The following is a 15,388-nucleotide window of genomic DNA, read 5'->3' as shown; positions in this document are numbered from 1 at the left end:
TGCATTGGATACGGGTGGGTGCGACGTCACACTTCGCGTCCACCACGTTCCTCCTCTGGTGCTCACCGAAATGCGCGACGGGCGGGCGAGGCGCCAGCACCAGCGAGCACGGTGAGCAGCGCTGCGATCGCGATGGCGACCTCGATCCCGCGGCCGAAACGGATGGCGGGCGTGACCGTGGCGGACAGCGGTAGCGTGGCGACCATCGCGCCCGGCTCGTACTGCGGCAGGCGTTGCAGGATGCTGCCGTCCGCGAGCACGATCGCGCTCGTGCCGACGGTGGAGATCATGACGAGCGACCGTCCACTCTCCATCGCACGCAGTCGCGCGATCGCGAGCTGCTGCACGTTCTGCGCACTGCCCTCGCCGAAGTCGGCGTTGTTCGACGGAACCAGGATCAGTTGCGCGCCACGATCGAGGACCATCTCGCGGGCGAGTGCATCATCGACGACGTCGAAGCAGATGGCCAGGCCCGCGCGGACGCCGCCGACATCGAAGACGTTCGCGCTGGCGGGGTCGATCGAGAAGTCCCGGGGGATCAGATCGAGGAAACCGAACGCATCCAGCACGGGGGCGAGCACGGCACGGCTCGGGAGGTATTCGGCAAACGGGACCGGGTGTCGCTTGTGATACACCGCGTCGACGCCTTCATCCCAGAGCAGCAGCGAGTTGTACGTCCGCGTGCCCTCGGTCGTCACCGCTCCCAGGATGATGGGGGCCGTGAACTGCCGCTGCAGGTCTTCCAGCAGCGCGATAGTCTGGGGGTTCGTCTGCGGCTCGCGTTCGCCTGCGTTCTCGGGCCAGACGAGCAGATCGAGATTCTCGCCGTCGAGGAGCGTGGTCGCGGCTGCATGCTCGGCGATGATCTGGCCTGGCTCGTAGGGGGCGAGCAGTCCTGCCTCCGACGCCCCCTGAGCAGCCCCCACCCGGATGGTCCCGTCGTACTCGACGGGGACGGCGGGCACGAGCGCGAGGATGGCTGCGACGGCTACGGGTGCGACGGCGCGGCGGGTCACGTGGGCCCGGGAAGCGGACCTCACCGTCACTGCGGCTGTGGCGCCGAGCAGGGCGATCGCGAACGTCAGGCCCGCGATCCCCGCCCAACCGACGACAGGTCCGAAGGGGCTGTCCGCCTGGGAGTAGGCGAGCCGCCCCCAGGAGAACCCACCCCAGGGGATGGTGGATGCGAGCAGCTCGCGCGTCGTCCACACGGCGGCGAGTCCGATGGTGGCGAGCACCGTCGAGAGCCACCTGGCTGCACGGACGAGTCGCCACACGGAGGCGCTCGCGATGCCGCCGAGCCCGAACCACGTCGCCATGACGATGGTGAGGCCGAGCAGCGGCGCGGGTCCGAGGTAGACCGTGATCCATGAGATGTGGACGGCGTACTGGGTCGCGCCCGTGATGAACCCCAACGCAAATGCGGCTCCCGGGGTGCGGCCGCGGACGGCCAGGAGTGCCAGGGCGACCCCGACCGGGGCGAATGGCCACAGGTCGTACGGCGACCCGGACGCGGCTATTGCTAACCCGCCGCCGGCCGCCAACAGTACCCGTGCGAGATGGACACGCGCCCGGTCGTCCTGGCCGAGAGTGGCGGCAACCCGATCGTGGCCGCTCACGCGGATGCGAGCGTCCGGACCGCGGGCGTGACGGATGCCGAGAGGATCGCTGGCCGCCGGGCGGCGAGCACGCCGTTGAGGATCACGATGGCCTCCGCGACCTCCTGGACCAGCACGACACCGCCGAACCCGAGCACGCGGGAGAGCGCGCGCGGGAAGTGGATCACGGCGATGAGCAACGCGAGGACGATGTTCGCGGCCCTGATGAGTCGGCCGTGACGCGCATGGCGGATGGCGGCGGGGATCAGTCGCTGGTCGCGGCCGGTGAAGGCGACGTGCGCGGACTCGATCGCGGCAACTGACCCTGTCGCGCCCGTCGCAATCCCCACGGTCGCTTCGGCGAGTGCCGGGGTGACGTTGATCCCGTCACCGATCATGGCCGTCCAGCGCCGCTCATGCCTTCTAGTGTGCGCTACGACAAGTTCGTGGACAGGTTGCGACACACGTGCGACAAGAACGTGGGATTACGACCACGGAGCCTGACCCGCTTTCGCGGATACCTGAGCTGAGGCGATGATCGTCTCGGGAAGGGGTCAGGATGCCTGCACCGAAGTCGCCGGAGTTCCGGCGCAGAGCCTTGGATCTGGTCGCGCACGGCGAGCCGGTCGCGGCCACGGCCAGGAACCTCGGGATCAGCGAGTCGTGCCTGCGGCGATGGATGGCGCGGGACGATGTCGATGCCGGCCGCAGCGAGGGGCTGACGAGCGCAGAGAAGCGCGAGCTGGTCGAGCTGCGGCGGCGGACGCGTGTGCTGGAGATGGAGAACGAGATCCTCAAGCGAGCGAGCGCGTACTTCGCCCGGGAGAACGTGCTCCCAAAATAGGGTTCCGGCTGGTCCAGGAGCTCGCCGCCGACGGGGTGCCCGTCGCGGTGGCCTGCCGGGTGCTGAAGGTCTCCACGTCCGGCTTCTATGGCTGGCGCTCCCGATGTCCCTCGCCGCGGCAGGTCGCCGACGATGCGCTGACGGCCACGATCCGGCAGGTCCACGCGGGCTCGCGCGGCACCTACGGGTCGCCGCGCGTGCATGCGGAACTGCGGCTTGGGCTGGGCGTGCACGTGGCCCGCAAGCGTGTCGCGCGGCTGATGCGGCTCGCCGATCTCACGGGCGTCTCGCATCGTCGCAAGCGGCGCGGCTGGAAGCCCGACACCGCCACGCACGAAGATTTGGTCAAGCGGCAGTTCCGCGCCGATCGTCCGGATCGGCTCTGGTTCTGCGACATCACGCAGCATCGAGCCCGCGATGGCTGGGTCTACTGCGCGGCGGTGATCGACGCGTTCAGTCGACGCATCGTCGGCTGGTCGATCTCCGACCGCATCACGACCGAGATCGTCGTCGACGCGCTCGAGATGGCGAGATGGCAGCGCCGACCCGTCGGCACGATCGTGCACGCGGACAGGGGCGCGCAATACACGTCCTGGCTCTTCGGCCACCGGCTGCGGCAGGCCGGACTGCTCGGGTCGATGGGGCGCGTCGCCTCCAGCGTCGATAACGCGCTCATCGAGTCGTTCTGGTCGACCATGCAGCGCGAGCTACTCGACCGAACCGCCTGGGACTCGAGGACGCAGCTCGCGTCCGCGATGTTCGAATGGATCGAGGGCTTCTACAACCCGACGCGACGGCACAGCGCGCTCGGCAACCTTGCCCCGGCCGAGTTCGAAGCCCTTCACACCGACACCCCCGCTGCGGCATGATCAACACAGAGAACGTGTCCGCGAAACCGGGGCAGGCTCCGCATTCCTGCGCTGGGCAGCGCGCAACCAGCTGTGCCCCCGACTCAGGGTGCCGCCGCAGCGCAAGTCGACCCTCACGCCGACCGGCTCGAGCGTTGAGGAGCGATGGGAGCTGCTCGAACGCCTGCTACACGAACGGGCCATCGACCCGCGGACTCGTCTCGCCGGCGTGCTCGTGCTGCTCTACGGCACTCGGGTCGTGCAGCTGCGGCGACTGCGCGTCACCGACATCACCGGGGAAGCTGGGCGAGTTGCCATCCGGCTCGGTGCCGACCCACTCGATCTGCACGGCGCGATAGGCGAGCTGGCGGTAGTGGCTAGAGGACCTCGAGAAGCGCCGCGGCTTCTCTCCGACGCAGGTGAGGATGACTGGCTGTTCCCCGGCCAATACCACGGCACCTCGATCTCTACGGACCCCTCACCGACCGCCTCAACGCGGTCGGTGTGCGCGTGCGTGCTGCCCGAACCGGCGCGGTGGTCTCGCTCGTGCAGGAACTCCCGGCGCCGGTCGTGGCGCGGCTCACCGGCCTCTCGACCGCGACGTCCTGGGCGCAGGCAGTCGCCGTCAGCGACGGCCGCTACGCCGCCCGCACCGGCCTCTTCGACGATGGCGGCCCTTAGACTGTTTGCCGAGCCCCGGCCTACCTGCGCCGCTCTGGTTCGCGCCTGCAGCCGAGGATGATCCGCTCCTTGGGAGCGGAGGATGCCGAAGCGCTTGGGGCGCCGACGCAGCGCACTCCGGGGCCTGACACCCTCGCCATGTCGACGACGAATCGGACGGCGCGAGTGCCGATCGCAGTTCAGTGAGTGCTGTATAGTTCAGCATATGCTGATTATTGCTTCTCGTGTGGATGTGATGAACCGGTTGGGGCGCGCCATGTCCGACCCGACGCGATCCCGGATACTACTGACGCTGCTCGAGGCGCCGGCTCACCCCGCGGAGCTTGCCGAAGCTCTGGGGTTGACGCGCTCGAACGTGTCGAACCATCTGGCGTGCCTGCGCGACTGCGGCATTGCGGTCGCCATACCCGAGGGCCGGCAGACGCGATATGAGATCGCCGACCCGCACCTGTCGCGGGCACTGACCGCCCTGGTCGACACCACCCTGGCGGTCAACGAGGACGCACCCTGCCTCGACCCGGCCTGCTCGGTGCCCGGTTGCTGCGAGACGGGTGCGGGCGCATGATCCTGTCCTCGGTCCTGCAAGCGATCGGCTTGTTCCTCGCCACCAACATCGACGACATCATCATCCTCTCGCTGTTCTTCGCCCGAGGCGCCGGTGAGCGCGGCACCACCGCCCGCATCCTCATCGGGCAGTACCTCGGGTTCATCGGCATCCTCGGTGCGGCCGTGCTGGTGGCCCTGGGAGCCGGGGCGTTCCTGCCCCCGGAGGTCATCCCGTACTTCGGCCTCATCCCGCTGGGCCTGGGGTTGTGGGCCGCCTGGCAGGCTTGGCGCGGGGGCGACGACGACGACGACGCGAAGATCGAAGGCAAGAAGGTCGCCGTGTGGACCGTCGCCGCGGTGACCTTCGCCAACGGCGGAGATAACATCGGCGTCTACGTCCCAGTGTTCCTTAGCGTGGGCACGGCCGCCGTGATCGCCTACTGCGTCGTGTTCCTCGTGCTGGTGGCGGTGCTCGTGGGCTTGGCCAAGTTCGTTGCCACCCGCCGACCGATCGCGGAGGCGCTGGAGCGCTGGGAGCACATCCTGTTCCCGCTCGTCCTCATCGGCCTCGGCATCTTCATCCTGGTCAGCGGCGGAGCCTTCGGGCTCTGACTCGACCGGGGATGCTGCACCAAGGTGCGCATGACCCGTGCGGCACCACACAATCGAAACGGCGAAGGATGTACATCCATTGAATGCGGACCAGATGCCGTCAGAGGCCGCGGACCCGGACTTGCCGCGCGCACTGATCGCGGATGGCGATGTGACCCAGGCCACCGATGCGAGCGCGCCCTCGGCGGCGGCCGGCGCTACCGCCTCGCGATGGGGCGGCCGACCACGTCGTCGAGCGGCCATGCTGGGATTCGTTGTGGCCCTCGTCGCGGGTTCGGTCGATCAGCTCACCAAGGTCTGGGCGGAGGCGACGCTCGCCCTAGGAGAGCGGCAGCCCTTGCTCGGCGACCTGCTCGCCATTCAGCTTGCCTTCAACCCCGGCGCGGCGTTCTCGCTGGGCGCCAGCGCCACCCCGATCATCACGGTCATAGCCATTGCCGGCTCCGCGGTCGCTGCTTGGCTCATCGGGAGGACGACGTCGCTGCCCTGGGCGGTGGGACTCGGACTGATCCTCGGTGGCGCCTTCGGGAACGTGGTCGATCGCCTGACACGAGCCCCTGGTCCGGGTAGGGGCCACGTCGTTGACTTCATCGCCTATGCCGACTGGTTCATCGGAAACGTCGCAGACGTCTTCGTCTTTGCTGGCTTGGCGCTGTGCGTGATCCTGGCGGCCAATGGCAAGCGAATGCGTCCCGAGCACGCGCCGCGGTCCACCTCCTAGCGGCACGAACTCCACCGACGCCGCGCCGAGCGCGCCAGCCGAGGCCGCTTTGAACGCTGGAGAGCGATGACGCCGCTGGCCCATCCTCCAGGAGCTTTGAACGCTGGAGAGCGATGACGCCGCTGGCCCATCCTCCAGGAGCTTTGCCTGGCCCCGGAGACGGACCACTGAGGGAAGCTCCGTCGCCCTGAAATACCCCGGAACGAGAGCCTCGAATCTGACCGAGTCCGGAGCTATAGCGTCAAGTTGCTACAGCGCAGGTTGCCAGTCGAGATCATTGAGCGGTCGCGCGAGGAAAGATGTCGTGCCACGAGTCCACAGGACGTATGGCCGTCGGTCGCCAAGCTCGTCGAGCGCAGAGGGCCATTCCTTGTCGCCGGGGATCAGCGTGCCGATACCGGCGCGCTCGGCGTCGACGATGCGCTGCTCAAGTGTCTGAGCGTCTGAGCGCTCGAACTGGGCGCGCCACACCTGAGCGTCAACAGCACTGAGGCCTGTCACGGCGTCATCACGCTCGGCGAGTCGGAGCACCTCAAGCGCTCCCAGGTCGCCCAGGAGACGGCCTGTCACGGCGTCGTCTGGCTCGACGATCATCGACAGCAGCATCCGTGCTGTGCGCTCGTCCTGGACTACCTGGCTCAGGGTCGTCGTCATCGTCGGGTCCTCTCACTCGTATAGAGAGGTGCGCGCGGCGACGCGGGGAGCCCGAGGGCGAGGGTTCCATGAACGCCGACCCCGGCGTACAGTGGATGGTGAGGCAGGTTCTCCTCATATTGCGGGTCCTCCGGGACGGCCTTCGGGCACTCACACACGTTCTGCCTCCTCGACGGAGTAACACGTGTGACGAGAGGCCGTCATGTTCCGCCTTATCTGGACGCTCAGCGTTCACACTCGCGACTATCTGCACCGCTACATGCCGAGCAACCGGCTGCTCGCTGCCATCCGCACCCGTCGCGGACTCAAGTGGGGGATACCCGCGATGCTGGTCGCGCTTCCGTACATCCTGATCGCCAGCGTCTGCTCTGGCGCGGCAGCCGACGGCGGCCCCGGCTGGCTCCACCTAATCGTGCTGTGGGCCTGCTGGAACGCACTGAAGTTCATCATCATGGGACCCGTGAGCGTCGTCTTGCTCATCCGCGCGCGCCTGCGCGAGGCCGCGAACCGTCGTCACCAGCGCCGCGAAGCGGTCGCCGAAGCAGACACTCGTGTGCCGGTCCTTCGTTCCTAGGCTCAACCGCCCACGGCAGCGGATGCTGTGATGCTAGAACCACGGCGCCCGCCAGGCCGGATCACGACACCGTGCGAAGCGAGCGCTTGCCGGACTGCCTGAGGCCCCACCCCAACCTTCACGCCGACCTCTACCAGCGTCAACCCGCTGAGGTAGAGGTCGGCTGCTTCGTGGATGCGGGCAGGATCGAACCGCCCGCGGCGGATCGTCACCTCCCGACGGGTGAGGTGCATGGCGACCGTGCGGCGGTTCACTCCGAAGCGGGATGCCAACTCGACGAGCGTCGCGCCCTCGCGATACTGCGCTACCAAATCGTCGACCTGCTCCGGGCGAAGGAGGGTTTGAGCCATCCCAAGTGATCGCACCATCCGACCCCTGGAGTCGGAAACGGTAGGCTCGGAGGAACGCTGGTCGTGGTCGTAGAAGCCCCGTGACCTGCGCAAAGACAGAGTTTTCAGGTGTGGGCAGGGGTTCTCAAACTCTCTACGGAGGTCCACAGACTGGAGAGCCCCGCTTCGGCGGGGCTTTCTGCATGTCGCCGCGCGGGGGAGGATGGCGACGTGAAGCGAGCGCGGGTGACGAGCAGCGTGCTGCGCTCGATCGGCTACGACAAGGGCTCGAGCACGCTCGAGGTCGAGTTCGAGGACGGCGACGTCTACCGCTACTTCCTCGTGCCCGCGCGCGTCTACGCGGGCCTCATGGCGACGGCTGACGCCGGCGAGAGCGTGGGCCGCTACTTCAACGAGCACGTGAAGGCGCCCGGCTACCCGTTCGAGCAGCGCTGAGGCAGAGGCGGACTAGCGCCGCACGACGTCGGGCACCTGCGCCCCGAGCAAGTGGTCTTCGCGATCGATCCAGTAGCGGCGCTTGAGGCGCAGCGCGACGACGCTCGACGCGGCCCGCACCTCCTCGCGCCCGCCGAGGTCCTCGCGGACGAAGCGCGCGAGGTCCTCCGGCCCGGCGAAGACGGCGTAGAGGCTGATCGGGGTGTCGCCCGTGACGGTGCTGAGCAGCCGCACGTTCGGGTGATCGGTGAGCGACGCCAGCACCTGCTGCAGCCCGCTCGGACGCGCGTCGATGCTCACGACGGCGTTGAGCGGGAAGCCCAGCAGCTCCGGCTGGATCTCGACGCGCGGGAAGACCGCGCCGGTCTGGAGCAGCATCCGGATCGCTCGAGCGGCCGTCGACGGCGACGTGTCGAGCTTCCGCGCGACCTCCGCGGCCGAGACGCGCGCATTCGCGCCGAGCTCGCGCATCGCGAGCAGCTCGAGCTCCGAGAGCTGCTCGAGATCCTGCAGCGGCGCCTCGGTCACGGGGGTGACGTGCTCCTCGAGCGCCGCGGTCTGCTCGGGGCTCAACCGCTGGAAGCGCCACGACTGCCCGACCTTCGCGGGCTCGAGGATCATGCGGCTGTCGACGGCGCGCACGCCCGGGATCGAGGGGATGCGCTCGGCGAGCAGCTGCTCGGAGTCGGAGCCGCGGAGCGGGTACAGGTGCGCGTAGATGTCGGCTGGGCCGCTCGCGTGCATCGCGAACTGGATGTCGGGGATGGTGAGCAGCTGCGCGAGCACGTCGCGCGACTGCCCGGGCGCCGAGGTGATCCAGAGCTCGAAGGGATTGCTCGAGGTGATGAGCTGCCACGCGTAGCGACCGACGGTGCGCAGCAGCCGCTCCTGCTGCAGCCGTGCGAGGCGGCGGCTCGCGGTGCTCGTGGGGATGCCGAGCAGCTCGGCGAGCGCGGCCGTCGGCACGCGCGGCGCGATGTGCAGCGCCGCCGCGATGTCGAGGTCGGTCTCGTCGAGGAGGCCGCGGTGCGGGCTGCTGCGCTGCATCGGGCCAGACTAGCCAGTCCGGTGACCTCCGGTCGCGCCTCGCGGATGCGCCGGGATGCGGTCGATCATTCCGTTACAAGGCTGTGACATGACGGAAACGCCCATAGAGGTTGTGCACCGCTACGGTTCTTCCTAAGATCATGCGCATCGATGACATAGCGTCGTCGTTCCGCGATGGAGGGGAGCCGGCATGGAGCCGAAGCAGCCGTGGCAGTGGAGCGAAGCCGAGTGGCGAGCGCACGTCGAGCACGTGCGCGCCGGCCGCGCGCTCGTCGACCCGGATCCCTCGAAGCGCTGGCCGGGCGGTGCGAAGGTCGCCGTCGCGCTCTCCTTCGACTCCGACCACGAGACGCCCGCGCTCCGCGACGGCGAGACGTCGCCGGGCCGCATGGCGCAGGGCGAGTACGGCGCTCGCGTCGGCGTGCCGCGCATCCTCGAGCTCCTCCGCAAGCACGAGGCACCCTCCTCCTTCTACATGCCCGCGGTGTGCGCGCTGCTGCGGCCCGACGAGGCGCCCGGCTACGTCGCGGCGGGCCACGAGGTCGGCATCCACGGCTGGATCCACGAGCGCAACACGCTCCTGAGCCGCGACGACGAGCTCGAGCTCATCGTGCGGGCCCTCGACGTCTTCGAGTCGCAGCTCGGCTACCGGCCCACCGGCATCCGCACGCCCTCGTGGGACTTCTCGGGCAGCACGCTCAGCGTCATCCGTGAGCTCGGCTTCGTCTACGACTCCTCGCTCATGGCCGACAACGAGCCCTACGAGCTCGTCGAGCACGGCGAGCGCACCGGCGTGATCGAGATCCCCGTCGAGTGGACGCGCGACGACGCGCCCTACCTCATGATGGACCGCTACGGCGGCCTCCGCCCCCACATGCCGCCCCGCCAGCTCCTCCAGATCTGGATCGACGAGTTCGACGCCGCGCGCGCCGAGGGCGGCCTGTTCCAGCTCACCCTCCACCCGCACATCATCGGGTACCGCTCGCGGCTGAAGATCCTGGACGACCTCCTGGCGCACATCCGCTCCTTCGACGACGTCTGGATCGGCACCCACGCCGACATCGCGACGCACGTCAGCCCCCTCCTGCAGGACATCTCCCGAGAAGAGCACGCATGACCACCACCGCAACGAGCACGGCCGTCGACGGCACGAAGCTCACCAAGAAGGGCAAGAAGGCCCTCATCGCCGGCAGCATCGGCAACGCCGTCGAATGGGTCGACTGGGCCATCTACACGACGTTCTCGTCGATCTTCGCCCACCACTTCTTCCCGCCGGGCAACGACGCCGCGGCCCTCCTGTCGACCCTCGCGATCTTCGCGGTCGGCTTCGTCATGCGCCCCGTCGGCGCTGCGGTCATGGGCGCCTACGCCGACCGCCACGGCCGCAAGAAGGGCCTCGTGCTGACCATCGGCCTGATGGCCGGTGCGACGCTGCTCATCGGCCTCTCGCCGACCTTCGACCAGGTCGGCATCATCGCCCCGATCATCCTCGTCGCGGCGCGCATGGTGCAGGGCTTCGCCGCGGGCGGCGAGTTCGGCTCGTCCTCGGCGTTCATCGTCGAGTCGGCCGCGCCGAAGCGCCGCGCCTTCGCGGGCTCGTGGCAGCAGGTCTCGGTCGGCGCCGGCGTGCTGATCGCCTCGGGCATCGCACGATCATCACCTCGACGCTGCCCGAGGAGGCCGTCGACAGCTGGGGCTGGCGCCTCGCCTTCGTGATCGCCGCGTCGCTCGGCTTCGTCGGCCTGTGGCTGCGCCGCGCCGTCGAGGACACCGACTCGTTCGAGCTCGCCAAGACGCGCAACGCCGAGGCGGGCGAGAAGCGCAACGCGCTCTTCCGCATGTTCGTCGAGCACCCGAAGGCCGTGCTGCGCGTCTTCGGCATCACGATCGCCGGCACGCTGCTCTACTACATGTGGGTCAGCTACATGCCGACGTACGCGTCGGTCGCGACGGGCATCCCGCTCAACCTCGCGCTGCTCGCGAACTTCATCTCGATGGTCGTCTTCCTCGTGCTGCTGCCGTTCGCCGGCATCCTCTCCGACAAGATCGGCCGCAAGCCCACGATGGCCGCGTTCGCTGGCGGCTTCCTGATCTTCTCGTGGCCCGCGTTCCAGCTGCTGAACGGCGACTTCTGGATGCTGCTCGCGATCGAGCTCGTCGGCATCGTGCTGCTGCTCGGCTACTCGGCCAACTGCGCCGTCATCATGGCCGAGCAGTTCCCGCCGGAGGTGCGCGCGACCGGCATCGGCCTGCCCTACGCCCTCGCGGTCGCCGTCTTCGGCGGTACCGCGCCCTACATCACGACGTGGATGAACACGAACGGCTACGGGGGCTGGGTGTGGCTCTACTGCGCCGTCGCCGCCGCGATCGGCCTCGTCGTCTACCTGACGATGCCCGAGACCAAGGGCAAGAAGCTCGACTGATGCGGCACGCGCTCATCACCGGCGCCGGCAGCGGCATCGGCAAGGAGGTCGCCCTCGCGTTCGCGCGCGGGGGCGACGCCCTGACGCTCGCCGACCTGCACGCCGAGCCGCTCGAGGCCGTCGCGGCTGAGGCGCGCGAGGCGGGTGCGCCGCGCGTCGAGGTCGTGCCGATCGACCTGCGGGGCGAGACCGCCCACGACGAGCTCATCGAGGCGGCGTGGTCGGTCGCGCCGATCGACGTGCTCGTCTCGAGCGCGGGCGTCTACCCGGCGACGCCGTTCCTCGAGCTCGACGCCCGCGCGTGGGACTTCGTGCTCGACGTCAACACGCGCGCACCGGTCCTCCTCACCGTCGCGCTCGCGAAGCGCGCGATCGAGGCGGGCCGCCCCGCGAGCATCGTGAGCATCTCGTCGGGCGCGGCGCTGCGGGCTCGCCCGGGCGCCGCCCCCTACTCGACGTCGAAGGCCGCCCTCGAGGCCGCCACTCGCGCATCCGCCCTCGAGCTCGGCCGGTACGGCATCCGGGTCAACGCGGTCGCGCCCGGCTTCGTCGAGGTCGACAGTGCCGTCAACCCGGTGACGGACAAGTACGCGGATGCGGTGGGCGACACCCCGCTCGGACGTCGCGGCCGCCCCGACGACATCGCGCGCGCGGTCGTCTGGATCGCGGGCGACGAGGCGGAGTGGATCACGGGCGAGGTGCTGCGCGTCGACGGGGGATCGTCGACCGGCGCCTGGCACCTGCCGCAGCATTGGACGGCCCTCGGCCGAGAAGGAGACGCAGACGCATGACCTCGAAGTACACGATCGTCGGTGCCGGCGCGATCGGCGGCACCCTCGGAGTGCACCTGCGCCTCGCGGGCGCCGACGTGCAGCTCATCGACGCCGACCCGGCGCACGTCGCGGCGGTGCGCGAGCACGGCCTGCGCATCGAGCAGCCGAGCGGCGCGCTCGAGGCGCGGCTGCCGATCTCGACGCCCGATGAGGCGCCCGAGGAGCTCGGCGCCGTGCTGCTCGCGGTCAAGGCGCAGGCGACGGACGACGTCGCCGCGTGGATCGCGCCGCGGCTCGCCGCCGACGGCTGGGTCGCGTCGATGCAGAACGGGCTCAACGAGGCGACGATCGCGCGCCACGTCGGCACCGAGCGCACCGTCGCCGCCTTCGTCGACCTCTTCGCCGACGTCATGGCGCCCGGCGTCATCAAGGACGGCGGCATCGGCGCGATCGCGCTCGGCGAGTACGCCGGCGGCGTGAGCGATCGGGTGCGCACGCTCGCGGAGGACCTCCGCCACTGGGGCGAGCCGATCGTGAGCGACAACGTCGAGGGCTTCCTGTGGTCGAAGCTCGGCTTCGGCGCGATGCTCGTCGCGACGGCGCTCGCCGACGACGACATGGGCGACCTGATCGACCGCCACCGCGTCGGCATGCACGCGCTCGTGCGCGAGGTGCTGACGGTCGCCTCGAAGCAGGGCATCGCGCTCGAGAGCTTCGACGCGTTCGTGCCCGAGCAGTACCTCGGCACGGACGCCGAAGCCGACGCCGCGACCGACGGCCTCGTCGCGTGGCTCGCGACGCAGACGAAGAAGCGCTCGGGCATCTGGCGCGACATCGCTGTGCGCGGCCGCCGCACCGAGGTGCCGACGCAGTACACGCCCGTGCTCGACGACGCCGCGCGGCTCGGCGTCGAGGCGCCGCTCATCGCGTGGCTCGTCGACGCGATCGTGCGGCTCGAGACGGGGCAGACCGAGATGTCCCAGGCGCACCTCGACGAGCTCGACCGGCTGGCGGCGCGATGAGCGCGATCGCGCAGTACCTGGCGGATGCGCGGGCCCAGATGGTCGCGGACCTCACCGGCTACATCGAGCAGGAGACGCCCTCCGACGACCTCGCCGCGCTCGACGCCGGCCTCGCCTGGGTGCGCGGCTGGCTCGGCGAGCGCATCGGCGAGCCCGCCGAGGAGCGGCGCGTCGACGGCGGCGAGCACGGCGACGTCGCGGTGCTCGACTACGCGGCGTCCGGCGGTGGCGAGGGCCGCGTCGCGGTGCTGTGCCACTACGACACCGTGTGGCCGCTCGGCACGCTCGAGGGCTGGCCCGTGCGCATCGACGGCGACCGGCTCACCGGGCCCGGTGCGTTCGACATGAAGGCCGGGCTCGTGCAGGTCGTGTGGGCGATCCGCGCAGCCCGCGAGGCCGGGCTGCCGCTGCCGGCCATCCGGCTCGTGCTGAACGGCGACGAGGAGACCGGCTCGCCCGCCTCCCGCCCCGTGATCGAGGCCGAGGTCGCCGACTGCGACGCCGTGCTCGTCTTCGAGGCGAGCGCCGAGGGCGCGCTCAAGACCGCGCGCAAGGGCGTCGGCATCTTCCAGGTGACGACGCGCGGCATCGAGGGCCACGCGGGCCTCGACCCCGAGCGCGGCGTGAGCGCCATCGACGAGATCGCCCGCGTCGTCGTGCAGCTGCACGGCGCCGCCGACCTCGCCGCCGGCACGAGCGTCAACGTCGGCACGCTGCGCGGCGGCTCGCGCTCGAACGTCACCGCGGGGCTCGCGACCGCCATGGTCGACGTGCGCGTCGCCGACCAGGAGGAGCGCGCTCGCATCGACGGCGTGCTGCAGGCGCTCTCGCCCCGGCATGAGCTCGCCGAGCTCGAGGTCGGCGGCGGCTGGAACCGGCCGGTCATGCAGCGCTCCGAGGGCACCGCGCGGCTCTTCGCGCTCGCCGAGGAGGCCGCGGCCGAGCTCGGCACGAGCATCCGCGAGACGTCGGTGGGCGGCGCGAGCGACGGCAACTTCGCCGCCGCGCTCGGCCTGCCGGTGCTCGACGGGCTCGGCGCCGTCGGCGACGGCGCGCACGCGCGGCACGAGTGGATCAGCATCGCCGGGATGCTCGAGCGCGCCGGCATCGCGGCGCTGCTCCTCGGCAAGCTCGCGAGCGGGGGAGCGCGATGACGGCCGAGGCGACGATCAGCACCACGAGCGTCACGGATGCGATCGACGTCCGCGGCCTGCGCATCCGCAACCGCATCTGGATCGCCCCGATGTGCCAGTACTCCGTGATGGCGTACGACGGCGTGCCGACCGACTGGCATCGCGTGCACTACGGCGCGCTCGCGGCCGGCGGAACGGGCCTGCTGGTCGTCGAGGCGACGGCGATCGCGCCCGAGGGGCGCATCACCCGGCAGGACACCGGGCTCTGGAACGACGCGCAGGTCGAGGCGTGGCGGCCGATCGTCGACTTCGCGCACGAGCAGGGCGCGGCGATCGGCGTGCAGCTGAACCACGCGGGCGCGAAGGCGAGCACGTACGCGGGCTTCGGCCGCGACGGGGATGCGCGCGGCTCGGTGCCGATCAAGGCCGGCGGCTGGCAGACGGTGTCGGCCTCCGGCGAGGCGATCCTCGGCCTCGCGTCGCCCCGGGCGCTGACCGTCGATGAGATCGACGGCATCGTCGCCGCCTTCGTGGCGGCCGCGCACCGCGCCGTCGACGCGGGCTTCGACCTCGTCGAGGTGCACGCGGCGCACGGCTACCTGCTGCACCAGTTCCTCTCGCCGCTGACCAACCGGCGCACCGATGCGTATGGCGGCGACCTCGCCGGCCGCGCTCGGCTGCTGCTCGAGGTGGTCGCGGCGATCCGCGCCGAGCTGCCCGAGCTGCCGATCATCCTGCGCATGTCGGCGACCGACTGGACCGAGGGCGGCCTCGACGCCGAGCAGTCGGCGACGGTCGCCGCCTGGGCGCGCGAGGCGGGTGCCGACCTCGTCGACGCCTCGTCCGGCGGGGCGGTGCTCGCCGACATCCCCGTCGGCCCCGGCTACCAGGTGCACCTCGCCGAGCGGATCGGCGAGGAGGGCGTGCCGGTGTCGGCCGTCGGCCTCATCGAGACGGCCGAGCAGGCGGATGCGGTGGTGCGGGCCGGAGTGGACGCCGTGCGCGTGGGCCGTGCGGCCCTCCGCGACCCGTTCCTGCCGATCCGGTGGGCGCGCGAGCTCGGCGCCGACGTCGACTGGCACCCGCCGCAGTACGCCCGCGCCTACTGACGGGCCGCTCCCAGCCGC

The 15,388-nt window shown here is 70.4% G+C and carries 21 protein-coding genes; 15 read left to right on the top strand and 6 right to left on the bottom strand.

Going from position 1 to position 15,388, the window contains the following annotated elements; genetic code table 11:
• Nucleotides 1–62: 62 nt before the first annotated feature.
• Both lnt and H508_RS0109305 read right to left on the bottom strand, forming a co-directional pair.
• A complete protein-coding gene (gene lnt / locus H508_RS15575) occupies nt 63–1,619 on the bottom strand; it encodes an apolipoprotein N-acyltransferase (protein ID WP_157674060.1) in 1,557 nt (518 codons plus the stop codon).
• On the bottom strand, nt 1,616–1,996 hold the full coding sequence (locus tag H508_RS0109305; protein ID WP_026373853.1) for a hypothetical protein: 381 nt from the start codon (nt 1,994–1,996) through the stop codon (nt 1,616–1,618). Before H508_RS0109305 ends, lnt begins: the two co-directional genes overlap by 4 nt.
• 161 nt (nt 1,997–2,157) lie before the next feature.
• Here H508_RS0109305 and H508_RS0109300 point away from each other — a divergent pair, with 161 nt between their 5' ends.
• On the top strand, nt 2,158–2,442 hold the full coding sequence (locus tag H508_RS0109300) for a transposase (protein ID WP_021009752.1): 285 nt from the start codon (nt 2,158–2,160) through the stop codon (nt 2,440–2,442).
• Complete coding sequence (locus tag H508_RS0109295) at nt 2,439–3,311, top strand: IS3 family transposase (RefSeq protein WP_235045061.1); 873 nt, start codon at nt 2,439–2,441, stop codon at nt 3,309–3,311. Before H508_RS0109300 ends, H508_RS0109295 begins: the two co-directional genes overlap by 4 nt.
• Before the next feature lie 166 nt (nt 3,312–3,477).
• Here H508_RS0109295 and H508_RS17450 read toward each other — a convergent pair whose 3' ends face one another.
• Entirely contained in the window at nt 3,478–3,639 is a 162-nt protein-coding gene (locus H508_RS17450) for a hypothetical protein (protein WP_156906047.1), read from the bottom strand.
• Nucleotides 3,640–3,800: 161 nt separating this feature from the next.
• Between H508_RS17450 and H508_RS17445 the strand changes: the two genes are divergently transcribed.
• From H508_RS17445 to H508_RS0109270, 4 genes are all read left to right on the top strand, one after another.
• Nucleotides 3,801–3,971: a hypothetical protein gene (locus H508_RS17445; protein WP_156906046.1), complete on the top strand. Its 171-nt coding sequence runs from the start codon at nt 3,801–3,803 to the stop codon at nt 3,969–3,971.
• Nucleotides 3,972–4,176: 205 nt separating this feature from the next.
• The gene (gene cmtR / locus H508_RS0109280; RefSeq protein ID WP_021009749.1) at nt 4,177–4,536 is read left to right on the top strand and encodes a Cd(II)/Pb(II)-sensing metalloregulatory transcriptional regulator CmtR; all 360 of its coding nucleotides are present in this window, start codon (nt 4,177–4,179) and stop codon (nt 4,534–4,536) included.
• Nucleotides 4,533–5,129, top strand: coding sequence for a cadmium resistance transporter (locus H508_RS0109275; RefSeq protein ID WP_021009748.1), 597 nt, complete (start codon nt 4,533–4,535; stop codon nt 5,127–5,129). Before cmtR ends, H508_RS0109275 begins: the two co-directional genes overlap by 4 nt.
• A 79-nt stretch (nt 5,130–5,208) precedes the next feature.
• Nucleotides 5,209–5,850: a signal peptidase II gene (locus H508_RS0109270; RefSeq protein WP_245569496.1), complete on the top strand. Its 642-nt coding sequence runs from the start codon at nt 5,209–5,211 to the stop codon at nt 5,848–5,850.
• Between the two features lie 249 nt (nt 5,851–6,099).
• On the opposite strand, the gene H508_RS15570 is transcribed toward H508_RS0109270, so the two are convergent.
• Nucleotides 6,100–6,504: a DNA processing protein DprA gene (locus H508_RS15570; RefSeq protein WP_021009746.1), complete on the bottom strand. Its 405-nt coding sequence runs from the start codon at nt 6,502–6,504 to the stop codon at nt 6,100–6,102.
• A 202-nt stretch (nt 6,505–6,706) separates the two neighbouring features.
• Between H508_RS15570 and H508_RS0109260 the strand changes: the two genes are divergently transcribed.
• Nucleotides 6,707–7,078: a hypothetical protein gene (locus tag H508_RS0109260; protein ID WP_021009745.1), complete on the top strand. Its 372-nt coding sequence runs from the start codon at nt 6,707–6,709 to the stop codon at nt 7,076–7,078.
• Between the two features lie 2 nt (nt 7,079–7,080).
• Here H508_RS0109260 and H508_RS0109255 read toward each other — a convergent pair whose 3' ends face one another.
• Nucleotides 7,081–7,428: a hypothetical protein gene (locus H508_RS0109255; RefSeq protein ID WP_021064891.1), complete on the bottom strand. Its 348-nt coding sequence runs from the start codon at nt 7,426–7,428 to the stop codon at nt 7,081–7,083.
• A gap of 210 nt (nt 7,429–7,638) precedes the next feature.
• Here H508_RS0109255 and H508_RS0109250 point away from each other — a divergent pair, with 210 nt between their 5' ends.
• Nucleotides 7,639–7,863, top strand: coding sequence for a KTSC domain-containing protein (locus H508_RS0109250; protein WP_021064890.1), 225 nt, complete (start codon nt 7,639–7,641; stop codon nt 7,861–7,863).
• 12 nt (nt 7,864–7,875) lie between these two features.
• Here H508_RS0109250 and H508_RS0109245 read toward each other — a convergent pair whose 3' ends face one another.
• Nucleotides 7,876–8,910, bottom strand: coding sequence for an Lrp/AsnC family transcriptional regulator (locus H508_RS0109245; protein WP_021064889.1), 1,035 nt, complete (start codon nt 8,908–8,910; stop codon nt 7,876–7,878).
• A gap of 190 nt (nt 8,911–9,100) precedes the next feature.
• On the opposite strand from H508_RS0109245, the gene H508_RS0109240 reads away from it, so the two are divergent.
• Genes H508_RS0109240 through H508_RS0109215 form a run of 7 tightly spaced genes read left to right on the top strand, consistent with a single transcriptional unit; the run spans nt 9,101 to nt 15,370 of the window.
• The gene (locus tag H508_RS0109240; protein WP_021009744.1) at nt 9,101–10,027 is read left to right on the top strand and encodes a polysaccharide deacetylase family protein; all 927 of its coding nucleotides are present in this window, start codon (nt 9,101–9,103) and stop codon (nt 10,025–10,027) included.
• Nucleotides 10,024–10,626, top strand: coding sequence for an MFS transporter (locus H508_RS17695; RefSeq protein WP_211220861.1), 603 nt, complete (start codon nt 10,024–10,026; stop codon nt 10,624–10,626). Before H508_RS0109240 ends, H508_RS17695 begins: the two co-directional genes overlap by 4 nt.
• Entirely contained in the window at nt 10,623–11,333 is a 711-nt protein-coding gene (locus H508_RS17690) for an MFS transporter (RefSeq protein ID WP_211220860.1), read from the top strand. The genes H508_RS17695 and H508_RS17690 overlap by 4 nt, the downstream gene beginning before the upstream one ends.
• On the top strand, nt 11,333–12,124 hold the full coding sequence (locus H508_RS0109230; protein ID WP_021009742.1) for an SDR family NAD(P)-dependent oxidoreductase: 792 nt from the start codon (nt 11,333–11,335) through the stop codon (nt 12,122–12,124). Before H508_RS17690 ends, H508_RS0109230 begins: the two co-directional genes overlap by 1 nt.
• Nucleotides 12,121–13,128 (top strand): ketopantoate reductase family protein, encoded by a 1,008-nt coding sequence (locus H508_RS17685; RefSeq protein ID WP_026373848.1) that lies wholly within the window; start codon nt 12,121–12,123, stop codon nt 13,126–13,128. Before H508_RS0109230 ends, H508_RS17685 begins: the two co-directional genes overlap by 4 nt.
• Nucleotides 13,125–14,282, top strand: coding sequence for a M20/M25/M40 family metallo-hydrolase (locus H508_RS17680; RefSeq protein ID WP_051223132.1), 1,158 nt, complete (start codon nt 13,125–13,127; stop codon nt 14,280–14,282). The genes H508_RS17685 and H508_RS17680 overlap by 4 nt, the downstream gene beginning before the upstream one ends.
• A complete protein-coding gene (locus tag H508_RS0109215) occupies nt 14,279–15,370 on the top strand; it encodes an NADH:flavin oxidoreductase/NADH oxidase (protein ID WP_211220859.1) in 1,092 nt (363 codons plus the stop codon). The genes H508_RS17680 and H508_RS0109215 overlap by 4 nt, the downstream gene beginning before the upstream one ends.
• The last annotated feature ends 18 nt before the right edge of the window (nt 15,371–15,388 follow it).

Source organism: Agrococcus lahaulensis DSM 17612 (genome assembly GCF_000425105.1).
Taxonomy (GTDB): domain Bacteria; phylum Actinomycetota; class Actinomycetes; order Actinomycetales; family Microbacteriaceae; genus Agrococcus; species Agrococcus lahaulensis.
Note: the sequence above shows the minus strand (reverse complement) of the source record. Positions and strands in the feature narration are given on the sequence as shown.